Source organism: Enterobacter sp. HK169 (assembly GCF_001719105.1).
Lineage (GTDB): Bacteria > Pseudomonadota > Gammaproteobacteria > Enterobacterales > Enterobacteriaceae > Enterobacter > Enterobacter asburiae_B.
The window spans coordinates 2,565,827-2,583,347 of sequence record NZ_CP017087.1 but is presented as its reverse complement, the minus strand read 5'-3'; the positions used below and the strand labels follow the sequence as shown (position 1 = coordinate 2,583,347).

At 57.0% G+C, this 17,521-nt stretch carries 16 protein-coding genes; 10 read left to right on the top strand and 6 right to left on the bottom strand.

The genetic code is table 11. From position 1 onward, the window contains the following. Nucleotides 1-182: 182 nt before the first annotated feature. Both ompR and envZ read left to right on the top strand, forming a co-directional pair. On the top strand, nucleotides 183-902 hold the full coding sequence (gene ompR / locus EnteroDNA1_RS12345) for an osmolarity response regulator transcription factor OmpR (protein ID WP_001157751.1): 720 nt from the start codon (nucleotides 183-185) through the stop codon (nucleotides 900-902). Next, nucleotides 899-2,245 (top strand): two-component system sensor histidine kinase EnvZ, encoded by a 1,347-nt coding sequence (gene envZ, locus EnteroDNA1_RS12340; RefSeq protein ID WP_010436407.1) that lies wholly within the window; start codon nucleotides 899-901, stop codon nucleotides 2,243-2,245. Before ompR ends, envZ begins: the two co-directional genes overlap by 4 nt. Before the next feature lie 126 nt (nucleotides 2,246-2,371). On the opposite strand, the gene pckA is transcribed toward envZ, so the two are convergent. From pckA to EnteroDNA1_RS12315, 5 genes are all read right to left on the bottom strand, one after another. Beyond that, the gene (gene pckA, locus EnteroDNA1_RS12335; protein WP_047345740.1) at nucleotides 2,372-3,991 is read right to left on the bottom strand and encodes a phosphoenolpyruvate carboxykinase (ATP); all 1,620 of its coding nucleotides are present in this window, start codon (nucleotides 3,989-3,991) and stop codon (nucleotides 2,372-2,374) included. A 393-nt stretch (nucleotides 3,992-4,384) separates the two neighbouring features. Beyond that, complete coding sequence (gene hslO, locus EnteroDNA1_RS12330) at nucleotides 4,385-5,269, bottom strand: Hsp33 family molecular chaperone HslO (RefSeq protein ID WP_120785278.1); 885 nt, start codon at nucleotides 5,267-5,269, stop codon at nucleotides 4,385-4,387. A gap of 17 nt (nucleotides 5,270-5,286) precedes the next feature. Continuing rightward, nucleotides 5,287-5,688: a ribosome-associated heat shock protein Hsp15 gene (hslR, locus tag EnteroDNA1_RS12325; protein WP_069303377.1), complete on the bottom strand. Its 402-nt coding sequence runs from the start codon at nucleotides 5,686-5,688 to the stop codon at nucleotides 5,287-5,289. Continuing rightward, nucleotides 5,685-6,368, bottom strand: a complete 684-nt coding sequence (gene yrfG, locus EnteroDNA1_RS12320) for a GMP/IMP nucleotidase (protein ID WP_048976270.1) — start codon at nucleotides 6,366-6,368, stop codon at nucleotides 5,685-5,687. The genes hslR and yrfG overlap by 4 nt, the downstream gene beginning before the upstream one ends. Nucleotides 6,369-6,435: 67 nt before the next feature. After that, entirely contained in the window at nucleotides 6,436-8,571 is a 2,136-nt protein-coding gene (locus EnteroDNA1_RS12315; RefSeq protein WP_069303376.1) for an intracellular growth attenuator family protein, read from the bottom strand. A 324-nt stretch (nucleotides 8,572-8,895) separates the two neighbouring features. On the opposite strand from EnteroDNA1_RS12315, the gene nudE reads away from it, so the two are divergent. Continuing rightward, a complete protein-coding gene (gene nudE / locus EnteroDNA1_RS12305; RefSeq protein ID WP_008503041.1) occupies nucleotides 8,896-9,456 on the top strand; it encodes an ADP compounds hydrolase NudE in 561 nt (186 codons plus the stop codon). An 88-nt stretch (nucleotides 9,457-9,544) separates the two neighbouring features. Here the strand turns inward: nudE and mrcA are convergent, their stop codons facing one another. Then, nucleotides 9,545-12,097 carry a peptidoglycan glycosyltransferase/peptidoglycan DD-transpeptidase MrcA gene (gene mrcA / locus EnteroDNA1_RS12300; RefSeq protein WP_069303375.1) on the bottom strand — a complete coding sequence of 851 codons (2,553 nt, stop codon included), beginning with the start codon at nucleotides 12,095-12,097 and terminating at the stop codon, nucleotides 9,545-9,547. 120 nt (nucleotides 12,098-12,217) lie between these two features. Here mrcA and pilM point away from each other — a divergent pair, with 120 nt between their 5' ends. The 7 genes from pilM to aroB all read left to right on the top strand — a co-directional run bounded on the left by pilM (nucleotide 12,218) and on the right by aroB (nucleotide 17,442). Further along, entirely contained in the window at nucleotides 12,218-12,994 is a 777-nt protein-coding gene (pilM, locus tag EnteroDNA1_RS12295; protein WP_069303374.1) for a pilus assembly protein PilM, read from the top strand. Continuing rightward, complete coding sequence (locus tag EnteroDNA1_RS12290) at nucleotides 12,991-13,485, top strand: PilN domain-containing protein (RefSeq protein ID WP_069303373.1); 495 nt, start codon at nucleotides 12,991-12,993, stop codon at nucleotides 13,483-13,485. Before pilM ends, EnteroDNA1_RS12290 begins: the two co-directional genes overlap by 4 nt. A 3-nt stretch (nucleotides 13,486-13,488) precedes the next feature. Continuing rightward, nucleotides 13,489-13,944, top strand: coding sequence for a HofO family protein (locus tag EnteroDNA1_RS12285; protein ID WP_069303372.1), 456 nt, complete (start codon nucleotides 13,489-13,491; stop codon nucleotides 13,942-13,944). Next, nucleotides 13,934-14,338, top strand: coding sequence for a HofP DNA utilization family protein (locus EnteroDNA1_RS12280; RefSeq protein WP_069303371.1), 405 nt, complete (start codon nucleotides 13,934-13,936; stop codon nucleotides 14,336-14,338). Before EnteroDNA1_RS12285 ends, EnteroDNA1_RS12280 begins: the two co-directional genes overlap by 11 nt. Then, nucleotides 14,265-15,488, top strand: a complete 1,224-nt coding sequence (hofQ, locus tag EnteroDNA1_RS12275; protein WP_223862645.1) for a DNA uptake porin HofQ — start codon at nucleotides 14,265-14,267, stop codon at nucleotides 15,486-15,488. Before EnteroDNA1_RS12280 ends, hofQ begins: the two co-directional genes overlap by 74 nt. A 286-nt stretch (nucleotides 15,489-15,774) precedes the next feature. Then, the gene (aroK, locus tag EnteroDNA1_RS12270) at nucleotides 15,775-16,296 is read left to right on the top strand and encodes a shikimate kinase AroK (RefSeq protein ID WP_003861630.1); all 522 of its coding nucleotides are present in this window, start codon (nucleotides 15,775-15,777) and stop codon (nucleotides 16,294-16,296) included. Between the two features lie 57 nt (nucleotides 16,297-16,353). Next, the gene (gene aroB, locus EnteroDNA1_RS12265; RefSeq protein WP_069303369.1) at nucleotides 16,354-17,442 is read left to right on the top strand and encodes a 3-dehydroquinate synthase; all 1,089 of its coding nucleotides are present in this window, start codon (nucleotides 16,354-16,356) and stop codon (nucleotides 17,440-17,442) included. The last annotated feature ends 79 nt before the right edge of the window (nucleotides 17,443-17,521 follow it).

Here is a 17,521-nt window from a genome sequence, read left to right as displayed (position 1 = left end):
CGCACAGTGTAACAGACAGGATTAATAATGATTTATGTGATGAAATGAGCAGATAAGCTGCTGTTAAATATGCTTTGTAACAATTTCGACTAGAATTTATACCAGAATTAACTGGTCGAATACGTGCACTTTTTTAGAATACGCTGTTACAAAGACTATCCGAACCTTTGGGAGTACACACAATGCAAGAGAACTACAAAATTCTGGTCGTGGATGACGACATGCGCCTGCGCGCGCTGCTGGAGCGTTATCTGACCGAGCAGGGCTTCCAGGTTCGTAGCGTCGCGAACGCTGAGCAGATGGACCGTCTGCTGACCCGTGAATCTTTCCACCTGATGGTTCTCGACCTGATGCTGCCTGGCGAAGACGGGCTTTCTATTTGCCGCCGTCTGCGCAGCCAGAGCAACCCGATGCCGATCATCATGGTGACGGCGAAGGGTGAGGAAGTTGACCGTATCGTCGGCCTCGAAATCGGCGCGGATGACTACATTCCAAAACCGTTTAACCCGCGTGAACTGCTGGCGCGTATTCGCGCTGTTCTCCGCCGTCAGGCGAACGAACTGCCTGGGGCACCGTCTCAGGAAGAAGCCGTCATTGCCTTCGGCAAGTTCAAGCTGAACCTCGGCACGCGCGAGATGTTCCGTGAAGACGAGCCAATGCCGCTCACCAGCGGCGAGTTTGCGGTCCTGAAAGCGCTGGTCAGCCACCCGCGTGAACCGCTTTCCCGCGACAAGCTGATGAACCTAGCGCGCGGTCGCGAATACTCCGCAATGGAACGCTCCATTGACGTGCAGATCTCCCGCCTGCGCCGCATGGTGGAAGAAGATCCTGCGCATCCTCGTTATATTCAGACCGTATGGGGTCTGGGCTACGTGTTCGTCCCGGACGGCTCTAAAGCATGAGGCGAATGCGCTTCTCGCCGCGTAGCTCGTTTGCCCGCACCCTGTTGCTGATCGTCACCCTGCTGTTCGTCAGCCTGGTGACGACCTATCTGGTGGTGCTGAACTTTGCGATCCTGCCGAGCCTCCAGCAGTTTAATAAGGTCCTGGCCTACGAAGTCCGTATGCTGATGACCGACAAACTGCAGCTGGAGGACGGCACGCAGCTCGTCGTTCCCCCGGCGTTTCGCCGTGAAATCTACCGTGAGCTGGGCATTTCGCTCTACTCCAACGAAGCGGCGGAAGACGCTGGCCTGCGCTGGGCGCAGCACTACGAATTCCTCAGCCAGCAGATGGCGCAGCAGCTGGGCGGCCCAACGGAAGTGCGCGTTGAGGTCAACAAAAGCTCGCCCGTCGTCTGGCTGAAAACCTGGCTGTCACCCAATATCTGGGTGCGCGTTCCGCTGACCGAAATCCATCAGGGCGACTTCTCGCCGCTGTTCCGCTACACCCTGGCGATTATGCTGCTGGCGATAGGCGGCGCGTGGCTATTTATCCGTATACAGAACCGACCGCTGGTCGACCTGGAGCACGCTGCGCTGCAGGTCGGTAAAGGGATTATTCCACCTCCGCTGCGCGAGTATGGCGCCTCGGAAGTCCGTTCGGTGACGCGCGCGTTTAACCATATGGCGGCAGGCGTGAAGCAGCTGGCGGATGACCGTACGCTGCTGATGGCAGGTGTAAGCCATGACCTGCGCACGCCGCTAACGCGTATTCGTCTGGCGACGGAGATGATGGGGGAAGAGGACGGTTATCTCGCCGAGTCCATTAACAAGGATATCGAAGAGTGTAACGCCATCATCGAGCAGTTTATCGACTACCTGCGCACCGGGCAGGAGATGCCGATGGAGATGGCGGATCTGAACGCGGTGCTGGGCGAAGTGGTGGCGGCGGAAAGCGGCTACGAGCGCGAGATTGATACCGACCTGCAGGCGGGTGAAATTCAGGTACGCATGCACCCGCTCTCCATCAAACGTGCAGTGGCGAATATGGTGGTCAACGCGGCGCGCTACGGCAATGGCTGGATTAAAGTCAGCAGCGGGTCTGAACTCAACCGCGCCTGGTTCCAGGTGGAAGACGACGGTCCGGGCATCAAGCCCGAGCAGCGTAAGCATCTGTTCCAGCCGTTTGTGCGCGGCGACAGCGCGCGCAGCACCAGCGGCACGGGCTTAGGCCTGGCGATTGTTCAGCGTATTATCGATAACCACAACGGACTGCTGGAGATTGGCACCAGCGAGCGGGGTGGACTGAGCATTCGCGCCTGGCTGCCGGTCCCGGTGACGCGGGGGCAGGTGAAAGAGGGTTAAAAAAGGGTGGCAATTGCCACCCTTTTTTGTAGGTCGGGTAAGGCGAAGCCGCCACCCGACAAGAATGCGGTCTCTGCGGCCTGATGCCCTCACCCCGGCCCTCTCCCACGGGGAGAGGGAGAAGGACTACAGCTTCGGACCCGCGCTCACCAGCGCTTCGCCCGCCGGGGTATCGGTATACTTCTCGAAGTTCTCGATAAACAGCTTCGCCAGCGATTCCGCTTTCTCGCGCCACTGCTCCGGAGAACCGTACGTGTTGCGCGGGTCGAGGATATGCGTATCCACACCCGGCAGCGACGTTGGGATCGCCAGGTCAAACATCGGCAGCGTAAAGGTTTCGGCGTCGTCCAGAGAACCATCCAGAATGGCGTCGATAATCGCGCGGGTATCTTTGATGGAGATACGTTTGCCGGTACCGTTCCAGCCGGTGTTCACCAGGTATGCCTGCGCGCCGGATGCCTGCATGCGTTTCACCAGCACTTCAGCGTACTGCGTCGGGTGCAGCGACAGGAAGGCCGCGCCGAAGCAGGCGGAGAAGGTTGGGGTTGGCTCCGTCACGCCACGCTCGGTACCCGCCAGCTTGGCGGTAAAACCGGAGAGGAAGTGGTACTGCGTCTGGCTGGCCGTCAGGCGAGACACCGGAGGCAGCACGCCGAACGCATCCGCCGTCAGGAAAATGACCTTCGTGGCATGACCCGCTTTTGACACCGGCTTCACGATATTGTCGATGTGGTAGATCGGGTAAGAGACGCGGGTGTTTTCCGTTTTCGACGCATCGTCGAAGTCGATGGAGCCGTCGGCACGCACGGTGACGTTTTCCAGCAGCGCATCGCGACGGATCGCGTGGAAGATATCCGGCTCGGCCTCTTCGGACAGGCGAATGGTCTTCGCGTAGCAGCCGCCTTCAAAGTTGAACACGCCGTCGTCATCCCAGCCGTGTTCGTCATCGCCAATCAGGCGACGTTTTGGATCGGTGGACAGGGTGGTTTTCCCGGTGCCGGACAGGCCGAAGAATACCGCCACGTCGCCTTTTTCACCGACGTTAGCCGAGCAGTGCATGGAGGCGATGCCCCGCAGCGGCAGCAAGTAGTTCATGACCGAGAACATCCCTTTCTTCATTTCGCCGCCGTACCAGGTACCGCCGATCAACTGGATACGCTCGGTCAGGTTGAAGGCCACAAAGTTTTCGGAGTTCAGACCCTGCTCTTTCCACTGTGGGTTCGTGCATTTCGCACCGTTCATCACGATGAAATCCGGGGTGAAATCCTGCAGCTCTTCGTCGGTTGGACGAATAAACATGTTTTTCACGAAATGCGCCTGCCAGGCCACTTCAGTGATAAAACGCACGGAGAGACGGGTATCGGCGTTAGCGCCGCAGAAAGCGTCGACAATGAACAGACGCTTGCCGGAAAGTTGATGGGTGACGAGCCCTTTCAGGTGCTGCCAGGTTTCCGGGGAGAGCGGTTTGTTGTCGTTCTTCCCTTTGCCCTTGTCAGCCCACCACAGCGTATCGCGGGTGGTTTCGTCTCGGACGATATACTTATCTTTCGGCGAACGACCGGTAAAAATACCGGTATCGACGGCGATAGCACCAAGATTCGTCAACACACCACGCTCGTATCCTTCCAGTGCTGGATTGAGCTCTTCCTGATACAGCGTATCGTAGTCGGGGTTGTAGACGATTTCCTGGACGTCGTGAATACCATAAGCCTTGAGATCTTGCGGGGTTAAACCAGTAACACGCATATCACTGCTCCTTAGCCAATATGTACTGCCTGAAATTGTAGGGTTTTTCTGAGGTTGTTAACCGCGACGGGGCTCATAGATTTACGCATCTGGACAAAACCCTTACTAACGGAAAACGCTGCGACTCCAGTCACAGCGCAGGCGGATTATCGCAGGAATCGCTTTTTGGTTGGGGAAAATGTTCTGAAAAGGTTAAAGAGTGGTGATTTTATCGGAAAGAATGTGAATGTAATCGCATACACGTAAGAAAATTACGTAAGAGTTACATAAGGAAAACGATTCAGCTTGGGGGAGTTTTTTACCCCTCACCCCGGACCGTACACCCCAAAGGGGAGAGGGGGTTTAAGTTCCCTCTCCCCTTTGGGGAGAGGGTTAGGGTGCGGGGAAAGAGGTTTAGTGAACCTGCGGATCCGCCGGGGAGGCGTTATTGCGGATCTCAGCGATATCCATCGAATTGAACACGTAGTGCGTACCGCAGTAGTCACAGTGCATATCGATTTCGCCGTCTTCCGCCATGATGCTGTCGATCTCTTCATCCGGCAGGGTTTTCAGCGCGCCAGCACAGCGCTCGCGTGAGCAGGTGCACTTAAATTCCACGGACTGCGGATCGTAAACCGTCACTTCTTCTTCGTGGTACAGACGCCACAGTACGTCGGTCGCCGACAGGTTGAACAGCTCTTCCGCTTTGATGGTTTCGGTCAGCGTCGCCAGGTGCTCAAAGTCATTGGTCTGTGCGTCCTGCGCAGGCAGAACCTGCAGCAGCATACCGCCCGCAGCAGGCTGACCGCCCACTTCACCGGTGCGGATGAAGAGACGCGTCGGCAGCTGTTCAGAACGCATGAAGTAATCTTCCAGGCAGGCTGCCAGGGTATCGCCTTCCAGACCCACCACGCCCTGATAGCGCTCACCTTCCTCAGGGGAGATGGTGATCACCAGGTAGCCATTACCCACCAGCGTTTTGAGGTCTGCATTTTCAGGCACGTCGCCCTGAACGCGCGCCACGCCGCGCATCTGCTGCTGGTTATTGCCGTTGATCACCGCCAGCGTCATCGGGCCGTCACCCTGCAGCTGCACGGTGATATCACCGGCAAACTTCAGCGTCGCCGTCAGCAGGCTGGTGGCAACCAGCAGTTCGCCCAACAGGGTCTTCACCGGCAGCGGGTAGTTGTGGTTTTCCAGAATCTGTTTCCAGGTTTCGGATACGGTGACCAGCTCGCCGCGCACGGCGAATTGTTCAAACAGATAGCGGTGTAATTGGTCGTGTTGGGCCATTTTCATCTCTCGTGCGGGTGAGGTTAATCAGTCTCACCGTGTTTAAATTTCATCAGATCGCGACGCTCTTTTTTATCCGGTCGCCGGTCCGGGTGGGGCATCGTCAGCGCGTTCATTTTGCGCGCCAGCGCGGTCTTCTCGCGCTTTTCAATGCTCTCCGCCGTCTCTTCATAAAGCAGTACGGCTTCCGCTGCAGGTCGACGCTGTTCGGTAATGGCTTTAATCAACACCGTACGTTCATCGTTGCCCTGCCGCAGCGTTAAGGTGGCATTCAGCTCAACCAGCTTGCTCGGTTTGCTGCGCTGGCCGTTGTAATGCACTTTTCCGCCGTCAACCATCTCGCGGGCGAGGGCGCGAGTTTTATAAAAACGCGCTGCCCACAGCCATTTATCCAGTCTTACCCCGTCAGAGGGTTTTTCTTTCATGGCGTCTCCTTCACGATCAGTGAGGGGATCATCTGGCGATAGTCGTTCAGTCCAGGGTGGCGCAGATAGCTTTTTTCAGCCAGGCCAGAGTCAGGATTGGTCACGCCCAGACAGTAGCGAATGCCAAACCTTGCCGCGGAATCCAGAATGGGCTCGCTGTCATCAATGAACAACGTACGTTCTGGCTGCAAACCCGTCTCTTCCCTTACCGCATGCCACAACCGCTGATCCTCTTTCGGATAACCAAATGTGTGGGTGGAAAGTAATAAATCAAGGTGCGACGCCAGACCTGTATGCTCCAGCTTCACCGCCAGATTATGTGGATGCGCGTTGGTCAACAAAATACGGCGCTTGCCGCTCGCTTTCAGCGCATCCAGAAAGGGCACGGTATCCTCGCGCAGAACGGCGCGCGGGCCCTGGGCGGTGGTCATGGCACAAATATCCAGACCGAGGCGCTCGCTCCAGTAGTCAAGACAGTACCAGTTTAGCGTATGTTGCACCGCACTATATTGCGAACGAATGAATGCCTGCGCTTCTGCCGGGGAGATCCCCTGCTGCTCGCCATAGGTTTCAGGAACCAGCGTTTGCCAGAAATAGTTATCAAAGGCGAGATCGAGCAGCGTGCCGTCCATATCCAGCAGAACGGTATCTACCTCCTGCCAGGCGATATCAAGATGCATAAGGGGGAACTCCAGCCAGAAGAAACGTGCGCGACAGGGTAGCACATCTTGCCGCGCAACGACGTTATCAGATCAGGCTCTCAGACGAGGGGATCAGCTTTGGATTGAGGCAGTTTTCATAATACTGCTGAATGTCGGCAAGCCGGGTGCGCGAGCGCTGGTAGCGGCGCAGGGCCATAAAGCCGTTCCAGAAAATGGCGATCAGCATCGCGGTCATCAGCAGAGAGGTGCCGATGTAACGCCACAAGCCTGCGCTATCCGGCATCCGGTGCAGGCCGATATGGCGAGTGCCGTTGGCGTCGGTATAAATACTCGTAACAATCCCTTCGGCGCTGAACGGCGTTTGCATCAGCATCTGCGCCAGGCGCTGGAACTGGCTCCACTGCTCCTGCGCCGGGTAGTCATAAAGCGCAACCTGCGGGTAGGGCTGATCGACAAGGTCGCTGCCTTCATCGCTTGCTATCACAAAGCCGCCCGGCGCCGGGCTGTTCAGCGCCTGAGCCGCGCGGGTGGTCTCGCGCATCATGAACGGCGACGTCGAGGTGGCGACCAGGTTATCCAGCGATTCCGCGCTCACCGGACGCAGCAGCACGTTAACGCCATCCAGTCGTCCCGCTTCGGCGCGTTTTACCAGCGAGTCCCAGTCTTTGCTGTTCCCCAGGTTTACCAGGGCGTTTTTAAGGCGTATGCACTCATCCTGAGAGGAGCATAAATCCTGCGTTTTCAGGACGATGTCACCAAAATCATCCAGCAGAACCATGCCTGATTTCTGAATGGCCGAGCGCAGCGCGGGGCTGACGCGCGAATCATCGTCCGGTTTCGGGTGCAGCTGGCGGTTAACCGTCTGGGTGAGAGCCGTGGCCTTATTCACCACTTCGGATTCCGGCAGCGGCAGCGGCGGCACGTCGTTCCAGATAATTTGCGAACAGTCGAACGGCATGAACGGCGAGCTCTGACGCGTGTTCCACGCCCCCGGGGTGTGAATATTACACATCCCGGTTCCCTTCAGGCGCAGCGTGTCCCCCACGCGTACACCGGCTTCATCCAGTTTGTTGACGCTTGTCGCTTCAATGGTTTGCGCCCCTTTGATCCATGACAGGGTGAATTTAATGGGCATATCCAGCGGCACGAAAAGCAGCAGCATGGCTAAGACCAGCGCGGCGCCGCCGGCAATGACCGTACTGCGTAGCCAGTGCTGAAGCGGGAAATTTTTCACTTCATCATGCAGAGACAGGAAGCGCCCCTGACGCACAACGTGGCGGTCAAGGTAGATATCAATATCGGTTTTCTGCCCTAAATCCTGTGCGATCCACGGCTGCCAGTGGCGCGGGTAGATCAGGTCGATAATACCGAGCGAAATATTGTTGAGATGCTCCTGATCGTTTTCACCGAACAGGCCCCAGCGCTTTGGGGTACCGCGCAGGCAGTGGATCTCGCGCAACGAGGTTTTAGCCGGTGGAGCAAAGAGACCCCAAAGCCCGCCGGCCAGCAGCAGCACCGCGCCGCCAGCCAGCCAGGGGACAAACACATCCGGCGTCAGCAGGCAGATGAAAAAGAGCAGGAAGGCAGCAACGATCAGAATGGCTTCACGGATGCCGTCCGGGCGGCTCAGGGCGTACTCTTCATGCGTTTCCTGGCGAATGTTCAGCAGTTCGATCTGCTCTGTCTCTTCGCCACGAATGGACGCCTGCGTTGAACTCGCGCGTTCCAGCGCAAAACGCGGGGCTTCCTGAAGGTATTCATTCAGCGTATGGCCGTTAAGCGTGATTACCAGAGGCAACGAATCGGTGTGAATCAGCTCAACGCTGTTTTCGTCATTAATGTATTGCTCCCAGGACGGGGGCAGATGCACTTCGACGGAATCAAGGTAATAGCGCCATTTGTTGGGGTCATCAGTGGTGATGCCATAGCGCGTGATGGAGCGCGTCACGCAGAGCACGGTATCACTTTGCGCATTAAGCTTTAGCGCGACGGGCGCAGCGGTGGCTCCCGTTGGCCCAGGCGTTAACTGAGTACGGTTCAGGATTTCGAGATAGTTTTCAACCGCATCGCGCTCGTCCTGCGTGAGTTTACGCGTGCTCGCACCCGCAAATGCGTTTAAAAAGGGCAGACGATAACGGCGCTGTACGCGGCGCCTGTACAACCACCCTGCAACCAACGCGCCGGCCAGCATAGCAGCGAGAACAATCAAAATGGTGCTCATGCTTTCCCCATCTTACTTATCTTCTTACAGGTGTAGTCAGTAGCACCTTTACATTGAATGAGAGTCTGTGGCTGGCTATCGGCAAGTATGGAGTCGAACTTGAGCATTCTGAAGCGCATCCCAGTGACCGGTGATGATAGCAAAGCCTGTTATGGCGCGATATCAGCAAATTCCTGGAAACATTTCAACCTCTTGACATTTGTTTTGAATTGAGGATTGATCCCTGATACGTTGCACAAATGTAAATAAAGAACGATTGACATTGCCGAAACCGTGCGGCATATCGCACAATAACGCCAGTTCTCACTGCTAAGACCCATCAAGATGAGCAAACCATTACAAAAACCCACCATTCTGAATGTTGAAACTGTCGCCAAATCGCGCCTGTTTAATGTCGAAAGTGTGGACCTGGAGTTCAGCAACGGTGTGCGTCGCGTTTATGAACGTATGCGCCCCTCTTCGCGCGAAGCGGTGATGATTGTTCCCATTGTCGACGATCATCTGATTTTGATCCGCGAATACGCTGTGGGAACGGAATCTTACGAGCTTGGGTTCTCGAAAGGGCTTATCGACCCGGGTGAAACCGTCTTTGAAGCGGCAAACCGCGAGCTGAAAGAAGAGGTCGGCTTCGGTGCGAATGAGCTTTCATTCCTGAAAAAGCTAAGCATGGCGCCGTCCTATTTTTCCAGCAAAATGAATATCGTGGTGGCTGAAGATCTCTATCCTGAATCGCTGGAAGGGGATGAGCCGGAGCCGCTGCCGCAGGTTCGCTGGCCGCTAGCGCACCTGATGGATCTGCTTGAAGACCCTGACTTTAATGAGGCTCGCAACGTGAGCGCGCTGTTCCTGGTACGGGAGTGGTTGAAGGGGCAGGGGCGACTGTAGTGGCCTGATGCCCTCACCCCAACCCTCTCCCACGGGAGAGAGAGCAAACACAAAAACGGCAACCAGAGGTTGCCGTTTTGCTTTGTTGTCAGAACAGCTCGTGCGTCTCGCCGTTATCAATAATCTCTGTCCCCACCTCGTGCACCGCCTGCGTGGTTGGCTGCGTGCCCTCGATGAAATACTCTTCGCGACTATTACCGCCGTTGGCGAGCTGACCCGTGCTGCGGTCGATATTAACCGTCACCACGCCTGGCGGTGGCGTTAACGGCTGCTCCGGCACGCCTTCAAGAACGGACTTCATGTAGGCGTCCCAGGCCGGCTGCGCGCTCTTCGCACCGCCTTCGTAGCCGGAAATTTGATCCTTAATCGCGCCGGAGGCCGTTGTACGACCTAAGTCACGGCGGTGATCGTCGAAACCGATCCAGACCGACGTCACCACGCCCGGGCCGTAGCCGGAGAACCAGGCATCTTTCGAGCTGTTGGTTGTCCCCGTTTTACCGCCGATATCATGGCGCTGCAAATCGCGCCCTGCGCGCCAGCCTGTGCCCTGCCAGCCCGGTTCACCGAAGATGTTGGTGTTCAGCGCGCTTTTGATCAGGAACGACAGCGGCGTGTTGATCACGTGCGGGGCATACTCCGGCGCGCCGGTCTGTGCCACCAGAGACTGGTTAGCCTGCTCAAGCTGCGGCTGCGGCACGACGCCGTTCTGCTGCTCCTGAGACACGACAGGGTCTTCCATGTCCTTATTCTCAAGCACCTCGGATTTCGGCGTATTGCCATAAATCACCGGAATATCGCAGTCAGGGCAGGCAATTTTCGGCTTCGCTTCGAACAGCACGCCGCCCTGATCGTTCTCGATCTTGCTGATGAAGTACGGGTCAATCAGGAAGCCGCCGTTGGCCATCACCGAGTACCCGCGTGCGACCTGAAGCGGCGTAAACGAGGCGGAGCCTAACGCCAGCGACTCGGTGCGAACGATGTTCTGCGCCGGGAAACCGAAGCGCTGCAGATACTCTGCGGCATAGTCGACGCCCATTGCGCGCATGGCGCGCACCATCACCACGTTTTTCGACTGTCCCAGGCCCTGACGGAGACGAATTGGGCCGGCATACTCCGCAGGAGAGTTCTTCGGCTGCCAGTCGGAACCGGCACCGGCATCCCAGCGGGAGATTGGCACGTCGTTAAGGATGCTGGCGAGGGTCAACCCCTTATCCATCGCTGCCGTGTAGAGGAACGGTTTGATATTGGAACCGACCTGACGCAGCGCCTGAGTGGCGCGGTTAAATTTGCTCTGGTTGAAATCAAACCCGCCGACCAGGGCCAGGATGGCACCGTTCTGTGGATTGATAGAGACCAGGGCCGAGTTGACGTCCGGCACCTGCGCCAGCCACCAGGATTCGCCTACCTTGCGCACCCAGATTTGCTGCCCGGTCTGGACGGCATCGGTCACTTTACGCGGCGTTGCGCCCTGCAGCGTATCCGAGCGGTAAGGACGCGCCCAGCGGATACCGTCCATACGCAGGGAGACGGAGGTACCGTCCGCGAGCGTCGCAACGGCTTCCTGAGGATCGGCCTGCGTTACCACGGCAGGAAGGAGCGGACCATAGGTTGGCAGCGCCTTCAGCGTACTGGTGATTTTTTTGCTGTCCCACGCGCTTTCGCCCACTTTCCAGAGCACGTTTGACGGGCCGCGATAGCCGTGACGCATATCGTAGTCCATCACGTTGTTCCGCACCGCTTCCTGAGCCGCCTGCTGGACCTTACGGGTGACGGTGGTGTACACGCGATAGCCATCTTCGTAGGCCTTGTCACCATAGCGATTCACCATCTCCTGGCGAACCATTTCGGTCAGGTAAGGGGACGCGAAGGCGATCTCAGGGGCGTGGTAGTTAGCGTCAATGACATCGTTACGCGCCTGGTCGTACTCGCTCTGGCTGATGTAGCCTTCGCTCAGCATACGTGACAAAACGACGTTACGGCGCGCGGTGGCGCGATCGAGCGAGTAGAGCGGGTTAAAGGTGGACGGCGCTTTCGGCAGACCGGCGATGGTTGCCATTTCGCTTAAGGTGAGCTGCTCAACAGGCTTACCGAAGTACACCTGTGCGGCAGCCCCCACGCCATAGGCGCGGTAACCCAGGTAGATTTTGTTGAGGTACAGCTCAAGGATTTCGTCTTTGCTCAGCAGCTGCTCAATACGGATCGCGAGGAACACCTCTTTGATCTTACGTATCAGCGTCTTTTCAGGGCTGAGGAAGAAGTTACGCGCCAGCTGCTGCGTGATGGTACTTGCCCCCTGAGAGGCGTGACCAGAGAACAACGCAATGCTCGCGGCACGGAAAATCCCCACCGGATCGACACCGTGGTGCTCGTAAAAACGGCTGTCCTCCGTGGCGATAAAGGCTTTCACCATCACGGGGGGGATTTGGTTTAAGGTCAGCGGAATACGACGCTTCTCGCCATACTGCGCCATCAGCTCGCCATCGGCGCTATAGACTTGCATCGGGATCTGGAGGCGCACATCGCGAAGCGTGGCGACATCAGGTAGCTGTGGCTCAATATATTTGTATAAACCGTAAATCGAGCCTGCTCCCAGCAGAATGCAACAGACTGCAAGGATGAATAAATACTTTACGAACTTCACCGGAGATTTCCCATTTGGTTTCACTTGGGCAGTTTCTAAACAATCGCGCGGTAGTATAAAGGCAAGCCTGATTCATTGATATAGCCGTCAAGACGACGGGCGATAAGGAGATCGTGAAGCATGGCTTTCAAAACATGGCAAACGGGCGTTCATATTCAACAGGATAGGGTGCAGATCGTCGCCTTGGCCCGGGAGGAGTCGGGCTGGTGCTTGCGCCGCTGGTGGGCGATTCCTCTGGACGAGGGCATCATTCGTGACGGCAAAATTTGTCAGCCAGAACAGCTGGTTGATGCGTTACGCGACTGGCGCAAAACGCTGCCGCACTACCATCGGGTGTTCCTCTCTTTCCCGGCAGCACGCACTCTGCAACGGACGCTCCCCCGCCCGACTGTTGCGCTGCGTGACAGCGAGCAGCTCTCATGGCTTGGCGCGGCGCTCGCGCGCGAACTGGAGATGTCTGCCGATACGCTCTGTTTCGATTACGCGCAGGATACCTTCAGCAATACCTTTCACGTGACCGCCGCGCAAAACAACGAGGTTGATACCCTACTGGCGCTGGCGAAAACGCTGCGTTTGCGGCTGGTGGCCATTACGCCGGATGCCAGCGCGCTGGCGAATCTTCTTCCTGCGGTGGCGCCAGCGACGTGCGTCGCCTGGCGCGACGACCGGCAGTGGCTGTGGGCGATGCGCCACCAGTGGGGACGCCGCTTTACGACAGAAGCCGAAAGCGTGGCCGAGCTGGCGGCGCTGCTGGCGCTTGGTCCGGATGACATCGCGCTGTTTGATAGCCGACGTGATCCGTGGGAAATCCTGGAGCGCTGCCAGGCCCCGCTACCGGACTGCGGCGCTGATTATACCGTTGCGCTGGCGATGGCCATGAGCGAGGTGCCCGGATGAGCCTCATGAACTTTCTGCCCTGGCGACAGCAGCGGCGCGCACGATGCCTGCGTTTCTGGGGGGCAATGTGTGTCGGCACCGTGCTGTTGATGTTCGCGATCATTTTCTGCCTGCGGATAAACCCTGTTATGAGGCTGCACGCGCTGCAAACGGAGCTGACGGGAATGCAGACCGTGCAGCACGCGCTTGCCTCCCGGCAGAAACTCGCCTCACAGGCGCAGAAGCCAGCGCAGACACGTCAACAACGCGCATGGCAACCGGTGCTGGAATCCCTTTCCCGCGCCACTCCTTCACAGGTCTGGCTGACAGAGCTTCGCTATCAGCCTCCTGCTCTGATGTTGACCGGGTATGCCATAACCCTGCCAGCCCTGTCTGCTCTGCGCGATGCGCTGGGCCAAATAGCGGGTTTTACGCCCGGAACGGCGGGTGAGCTTCGGCAGGACAGCCAGGGGCGCTGGATGTTCACCCTCCATCTTAAAAGCGAGGGGTAACGCATGGATACCCTGTTAGAACGCTGGTGCGAAAGCCGTCCCTGGTATCGGGTGCTTTTGTGGTGTCTGGGGAGCCTCCTGGCAGGACTGGCCGCGTGGGGTACCTTGCTCAGACCGCTGGACAGGCAGTGTGCTGAACGACAGCGACAGCTGATTCAGGACGCGAGGACGAACGCGGCGTTATGGCCTGCCGTCAGAAAGGTGCCGTTTCGTACGGAAACAACGGAAGTACGCGAGCTGACGCCGTTTTCCCCGCTCGATTTTCAGGGTGATAACGCGACGCTGGTTCACTGGAAGCCGCTGCAAAACGGAGGGGAACTGATGCTGGAGGTGGAGTGGCAGGCTCTCCCGGCGCTTTTTTCCCGGCTGGCGCAGCGGGATGTGCAGATCGCCGCTTTCGCGATTGCACCACAAGGTACAGCGTTGCGCCTGCGGCTGGAGCTGGAACATGCGAAATAGCGCGCGATATTTGCTGGTTTGCTCAGCGCTGCTATTGACCGGCATGCGCGATCCGTTTCGCCCGCCGGACGATCCTTGTGCCATTGGCGAGCTGGCGCAGTGGCGCTATCGCGGCATGGTGGGAGGAGAGCAGGCTATCGGCATTTTACAGGATGGGCAAAAGCGCTGGTACCGGCTGAAAACGCATGAGCGCTTCCCGGCGGGCTGGACGATAACAGCTATCAATGAAACGGAACTGGTTGTTGATGTGGGTGACACATGTGAACCAGGAACATGGACGTGGCAACGAGAAGGAACGGATAAGAATGAATTTACGGATAATGCTGTGGCTGCTGGCGTTCAGCCATCCGCTGTGGGCCGCCGCGCCAAAACCGGTCACGCTGGTGGTGGATGACGTGCCTGTAGTCCAGGTGCTGCAGAGCCTGGTCGCACAGGAGAATCGAAATCTGGTGATATCGCCTGACGTCGGCGGCTCGCTTTCGCTCAACCTGACGCGCGTCCCCTGGCGGCAAGCGTTACAGACGGTTGTCACCAGCGCTGGCCTCGTTTTGCGAGAGGAGGGCGGCATTTTTTATGTTCATACCGCGGCCTGGCAGCGTGAACAGCAGGAGCGCTCAGAACAGGAGCGAACGCGTCGACAGCTTGAGGCACCGCTGGTTTCTCACAGCCTCGCTTTCTCCTATGCCGATGCCGGAGAGCTGCAAAAAGACGCGGAAAAACTCCTGAGCCCAAAGGGAAGTTTGTCTCTCGACAAACGCACCAACCGGCTGCTGATTCGCGATAACCAGACGGTGGTGGAGACGCTGCAGCGCTGGGCCGCTCAGATGGATATACCCGTCGAACAGGTCGAGCTGGCGGCGCATATTGTGACCATTAATGAAAAAAGCCTGCGTGAGCTAGGGGTGAAATGGAATCTCGCCGACGCCGCCGACGCGGGCAAGGTTGGCCAGCTCACCACGCTTGGTAGCGATCTTTCCGTCGCCAGCGCCACCAGCCACGTGGGTTTTAACATCGGACGGATCAATGGTCGGCTGCTGGATCTGGAGCTTTCTGCGCTGGAGCAAAAACAGCAGGTCGATATCATCGCCAGCCCGCGGCTGCTGGCCTCGCATATGCAACCGGCCAGCATCAAGCAGGGGAGTGAAATACCGTATCAGGTCTCAAGCGGTGAAAGCGGGGCAACCTCCGTTGAGTTTAAAGAGGCGGTATTAGGGATGGAGGTCACGCCGGTGGTCTTACCGGGAGGGCGCGTGCGCCTGAAATTGCACATCAGTGAAAATATGCCGGGACAGGTTCTGCAGCAGGCGGACGGCGAAACGCTGGCGATCGACAAACAGGAGATAGAAACCCAGGTGGAGGTAAAAAGTGGAGAAACGCTGGCGTTGGGCGGAATTTTTTCGCAGAAGAACAAAACCGGCAGCGACAGCGTGCCGGGGCTGGGGAAAATCCCCTGGCTTGGGCAGCTTTTTCGCCACGATGGGAAGGATAATGAACGGCGCGAGCTAGTGGTGTTTATTACACCACGTCTGGTCGGTATTCGCTGACGGGTAACGATCCCCGCAATGATTTTGCATTCAGTTTGTTGCAGATGTTTGACGTGGGGCATGAATTAGCATACAAGGAGTACCGATTTGAGTTGGACTTACGTCTTATTACCTTATGCGCCCGACGCGGTGATTTAATCAGTTGCCAAACAAGCCGGAGTATTGAGATAATTTTTAGTCTGACTCTCGCTCTATTGCATATGAGGTTTCAGTTCATGTCCTGCTACGCTGGGTGTCTGCGAAGCGGGAATTACCATTAACGAATAGTCTTAGTAGTACCGATAAAATGGCAGAGAAACGCAATATCTTTCTGGTTGGGCCTATGGGTGCCGGCAAAAGCACTATTGGGCGTCAGTTAGCTCAACAACTCAATATGGAATTTTACGATTCTGATCAAGAGATTGAGAAACGAACCGGAGCTGATGTGGGCTGGGTTTTCGATGTAGAAGGCGAAGAAGGTTTCCGTGACCGAGAAGAAAAAGTGATCAACGAACTCACGGAAAAACAGGGCATCGTTCTGGCAACAGGCGGCGGTTCTGTGAAATCTCGCGAAACCCGTAACCGTCTCTCCGCCCGTGGCGTAGTGGTCTATCTTGAGACGACCATTGAGAAACAGCTGGCACGTACGCAGCGCGATAAAAAGCGCCCGCTGCTGCAGGTTGAAACGCCACCACGCGAAGTTCTGGAAGCGTTGGCCGATGAACGCAATCCGCTGTATGAAGAGATTGCCGACGTGACCATTCGTACTGACGACCAGAGCGCTAAAGTGGTTGCAAACCAGATTATTCATATGCTGGAAAGCAACTGATTCTGGCTTTATATACACTCGCCTGCGGGTAAAAGCATTAAAGGTGGATGTCGCGTCATGGAGAGGATTACAGTTACTCTCGGGGAACGTAGTTACCCTATCACCATCGCGGCTGGTTTGTTTAACGACCCAGCTTCCTTTTTACCACTGAAAGCGGGTGATCAGGCGATGCTGGTCACCAATGAGACGCTGGCTCCGCTTTATCTCGACCGCGTGCACCACCTGCTTGAGCAGGCGGGCGTAAAAGTCGACAGTGTGATTCTCCCCGATGGCGAGCAGTATAAAAGCCTGACGGTACTGGATACCGTCTTTACCGCATTGCTGCAAAAACCGCACGGTCGCGATACAACACTGCTTGCCCTGGGCGGCGGTGTTGTGGGCGATCTGACCGGCTTTGCGGCCGCAAGCTATCAACGTGGCGTCCGTTTTATTCAAATCCCGACCACGTTGCTGTCCCAGGTCGACTCCTCTGTGGGTGGCAAAACGGCAGTTAACCATCCGCTCGGCAAAAACATGATTGGCGCGTTTTACCAGCCCGCATCGGTGGTGGTGGATCTCGACTGTCTGAAAACCCTGCCGAAGCGCGAACTGGCTTCGGGTCTGGCGGAAGTGATCAAATACGGCATTATTCTGGATGGCGAGTTCTTTAGCTGGCTTGAAGAGAATATGGATGCGCTGCTGTGCCTGGATGAGGCTACACTGGCATACTGCATTCGTCGTTGTTGTGAACTGAAAGCAGAAGTTGTCGCTGCAGACGAGCGTGAAACGGGCTTACGTGCTTTACTGAATCTTGGGCATACGTTTGGCCACGCCATTGAAGCCGAGATGGGTTACGGCAACTGGCTGCACGGTGAAGCCGTCGCGGCCGGTATGGTCATGGCAGCGCGCACCTCTGAACGTCTGGGGCAGTTTAAACCTGAAGAGACGGCACGCATCATTGCGCTGCTTGAGCGTGCAGGTTTGCCGGTAACCGGGCCGCAGGAGATGTCGGCGCAAGCGTATTTACCCCACATGATGCGCGATAAAAAAGTATTGGCAGGTGAGATGCGTCTTGTACTCCCGCTTGCAATAGGGAAGAGTGAAGTGCGCGGCGGAGTGCCGCACGATGTCGTTCTTGGCGCTATCGCTGATTGTCAGCAGGCGTAACAACTAGAAAGGTCAGGCCACTGTCGCCGGTGGTCGTTTAGCTTCAGGTGAAATGCAAAGTCGTTAGCATAAGCCTTTG

Coding starts and splice junctions, on each gene's coding strand:
- ompR (WP_001157751.1), top strand. CDS start 183: ATGCAAGAGAACTACAAAATTCTGGTCGTGGATGACGACATGCGCCTG.
- envZ (WP_010436407.1), top strand. CDS start 899: ATGAGGCGAATGCGCTTCTCGCCGCGTAGCTCGTTTGCCCGCACCCTG.
- pckA (WP_047345740.1), bottom strand. CDS start 3,991: ATGCGTGTTACTGGTTTAACCCCGCAAGATCTCAAGGCTTATGGTATT.
- hslO (WP_120785278.1), bottom strand. CDS start 5,269: ATGAAAATGGCCCAACACGACCAATTACACCGCTATCTGTTTGAACAA.
- hslR (WP_069303377.1), bottom strand. CDS start 5,688: ATGAAAGAAAAACCCTCTGACGGGGTAAGACTGGATAAATGGCTGTGG.
- yrfG (WP_048976270.1), bottom strand. CDS start 6,368: ATGCATCTTGATATCGCCTGGCAGGAGGTAGATACCGTTCTGCTGGAT.
- EnteroDNA1_RS12315 (WP_069303376.1), bottom strand. CDS start 8,571: ATGAGCACCATTTTGATTGTTCTCGCTGCTATGCTGGCCGGCGCGTTG.
- nudE (WP_008503041.1), top strand. CDS start 8,896: ATGAGCAAACCATTACAAAAACCCACCATTCTGAATGTTGAAACTGTC.
- pilM (WP_069303374.1), top strand. CDS start 12,218: ATGGCTTTCAAAACATGGCAAACGGGCGTTCATATTCAACAGGATAGG.
- EnteroDNA1_RS12290 (WP_069303373.1), top strand. CDS start 12,991: ATGAGCCTCATGAACTTTCTGCCCTGGCGACAGCAGCGGCGCGCACGA.
- EnteroDNA1_RS12285 (WP_069303372.1), top strand. CDS start 13,489: ATGGATACCCTGTTAGAACGCTGGTGCGAAAGCCGTCCCTGGTATCGG.
- EnteroDNA1_RS12280 (WP_069303371.1), top strand. CDS start 13,934: ATGCGAAATAGCGCGCGATATTTGCTGGTTTGCTCAGCGCTGCTATTG.
- hofQ (WP_223862645.1), top strand. CDS start 14,265: ATGCTGTGGCTGCTGGCGTTCAGCCATCCGCTGTGGGCCGCCGCGCCA.
- aroK (WP_003861630.1), top strand. CDS start 15,775: ATGGCAGAGAAACGCAATATCTTTCTGGTTGGGCCTATGGGTGCCGGC.
- aroB (WP_069303369.1), top strand. CDS start 16,354: ATGGAGAGGATTACAGTTACTCTCGGGGAACGTAGTTACCCTATCACC.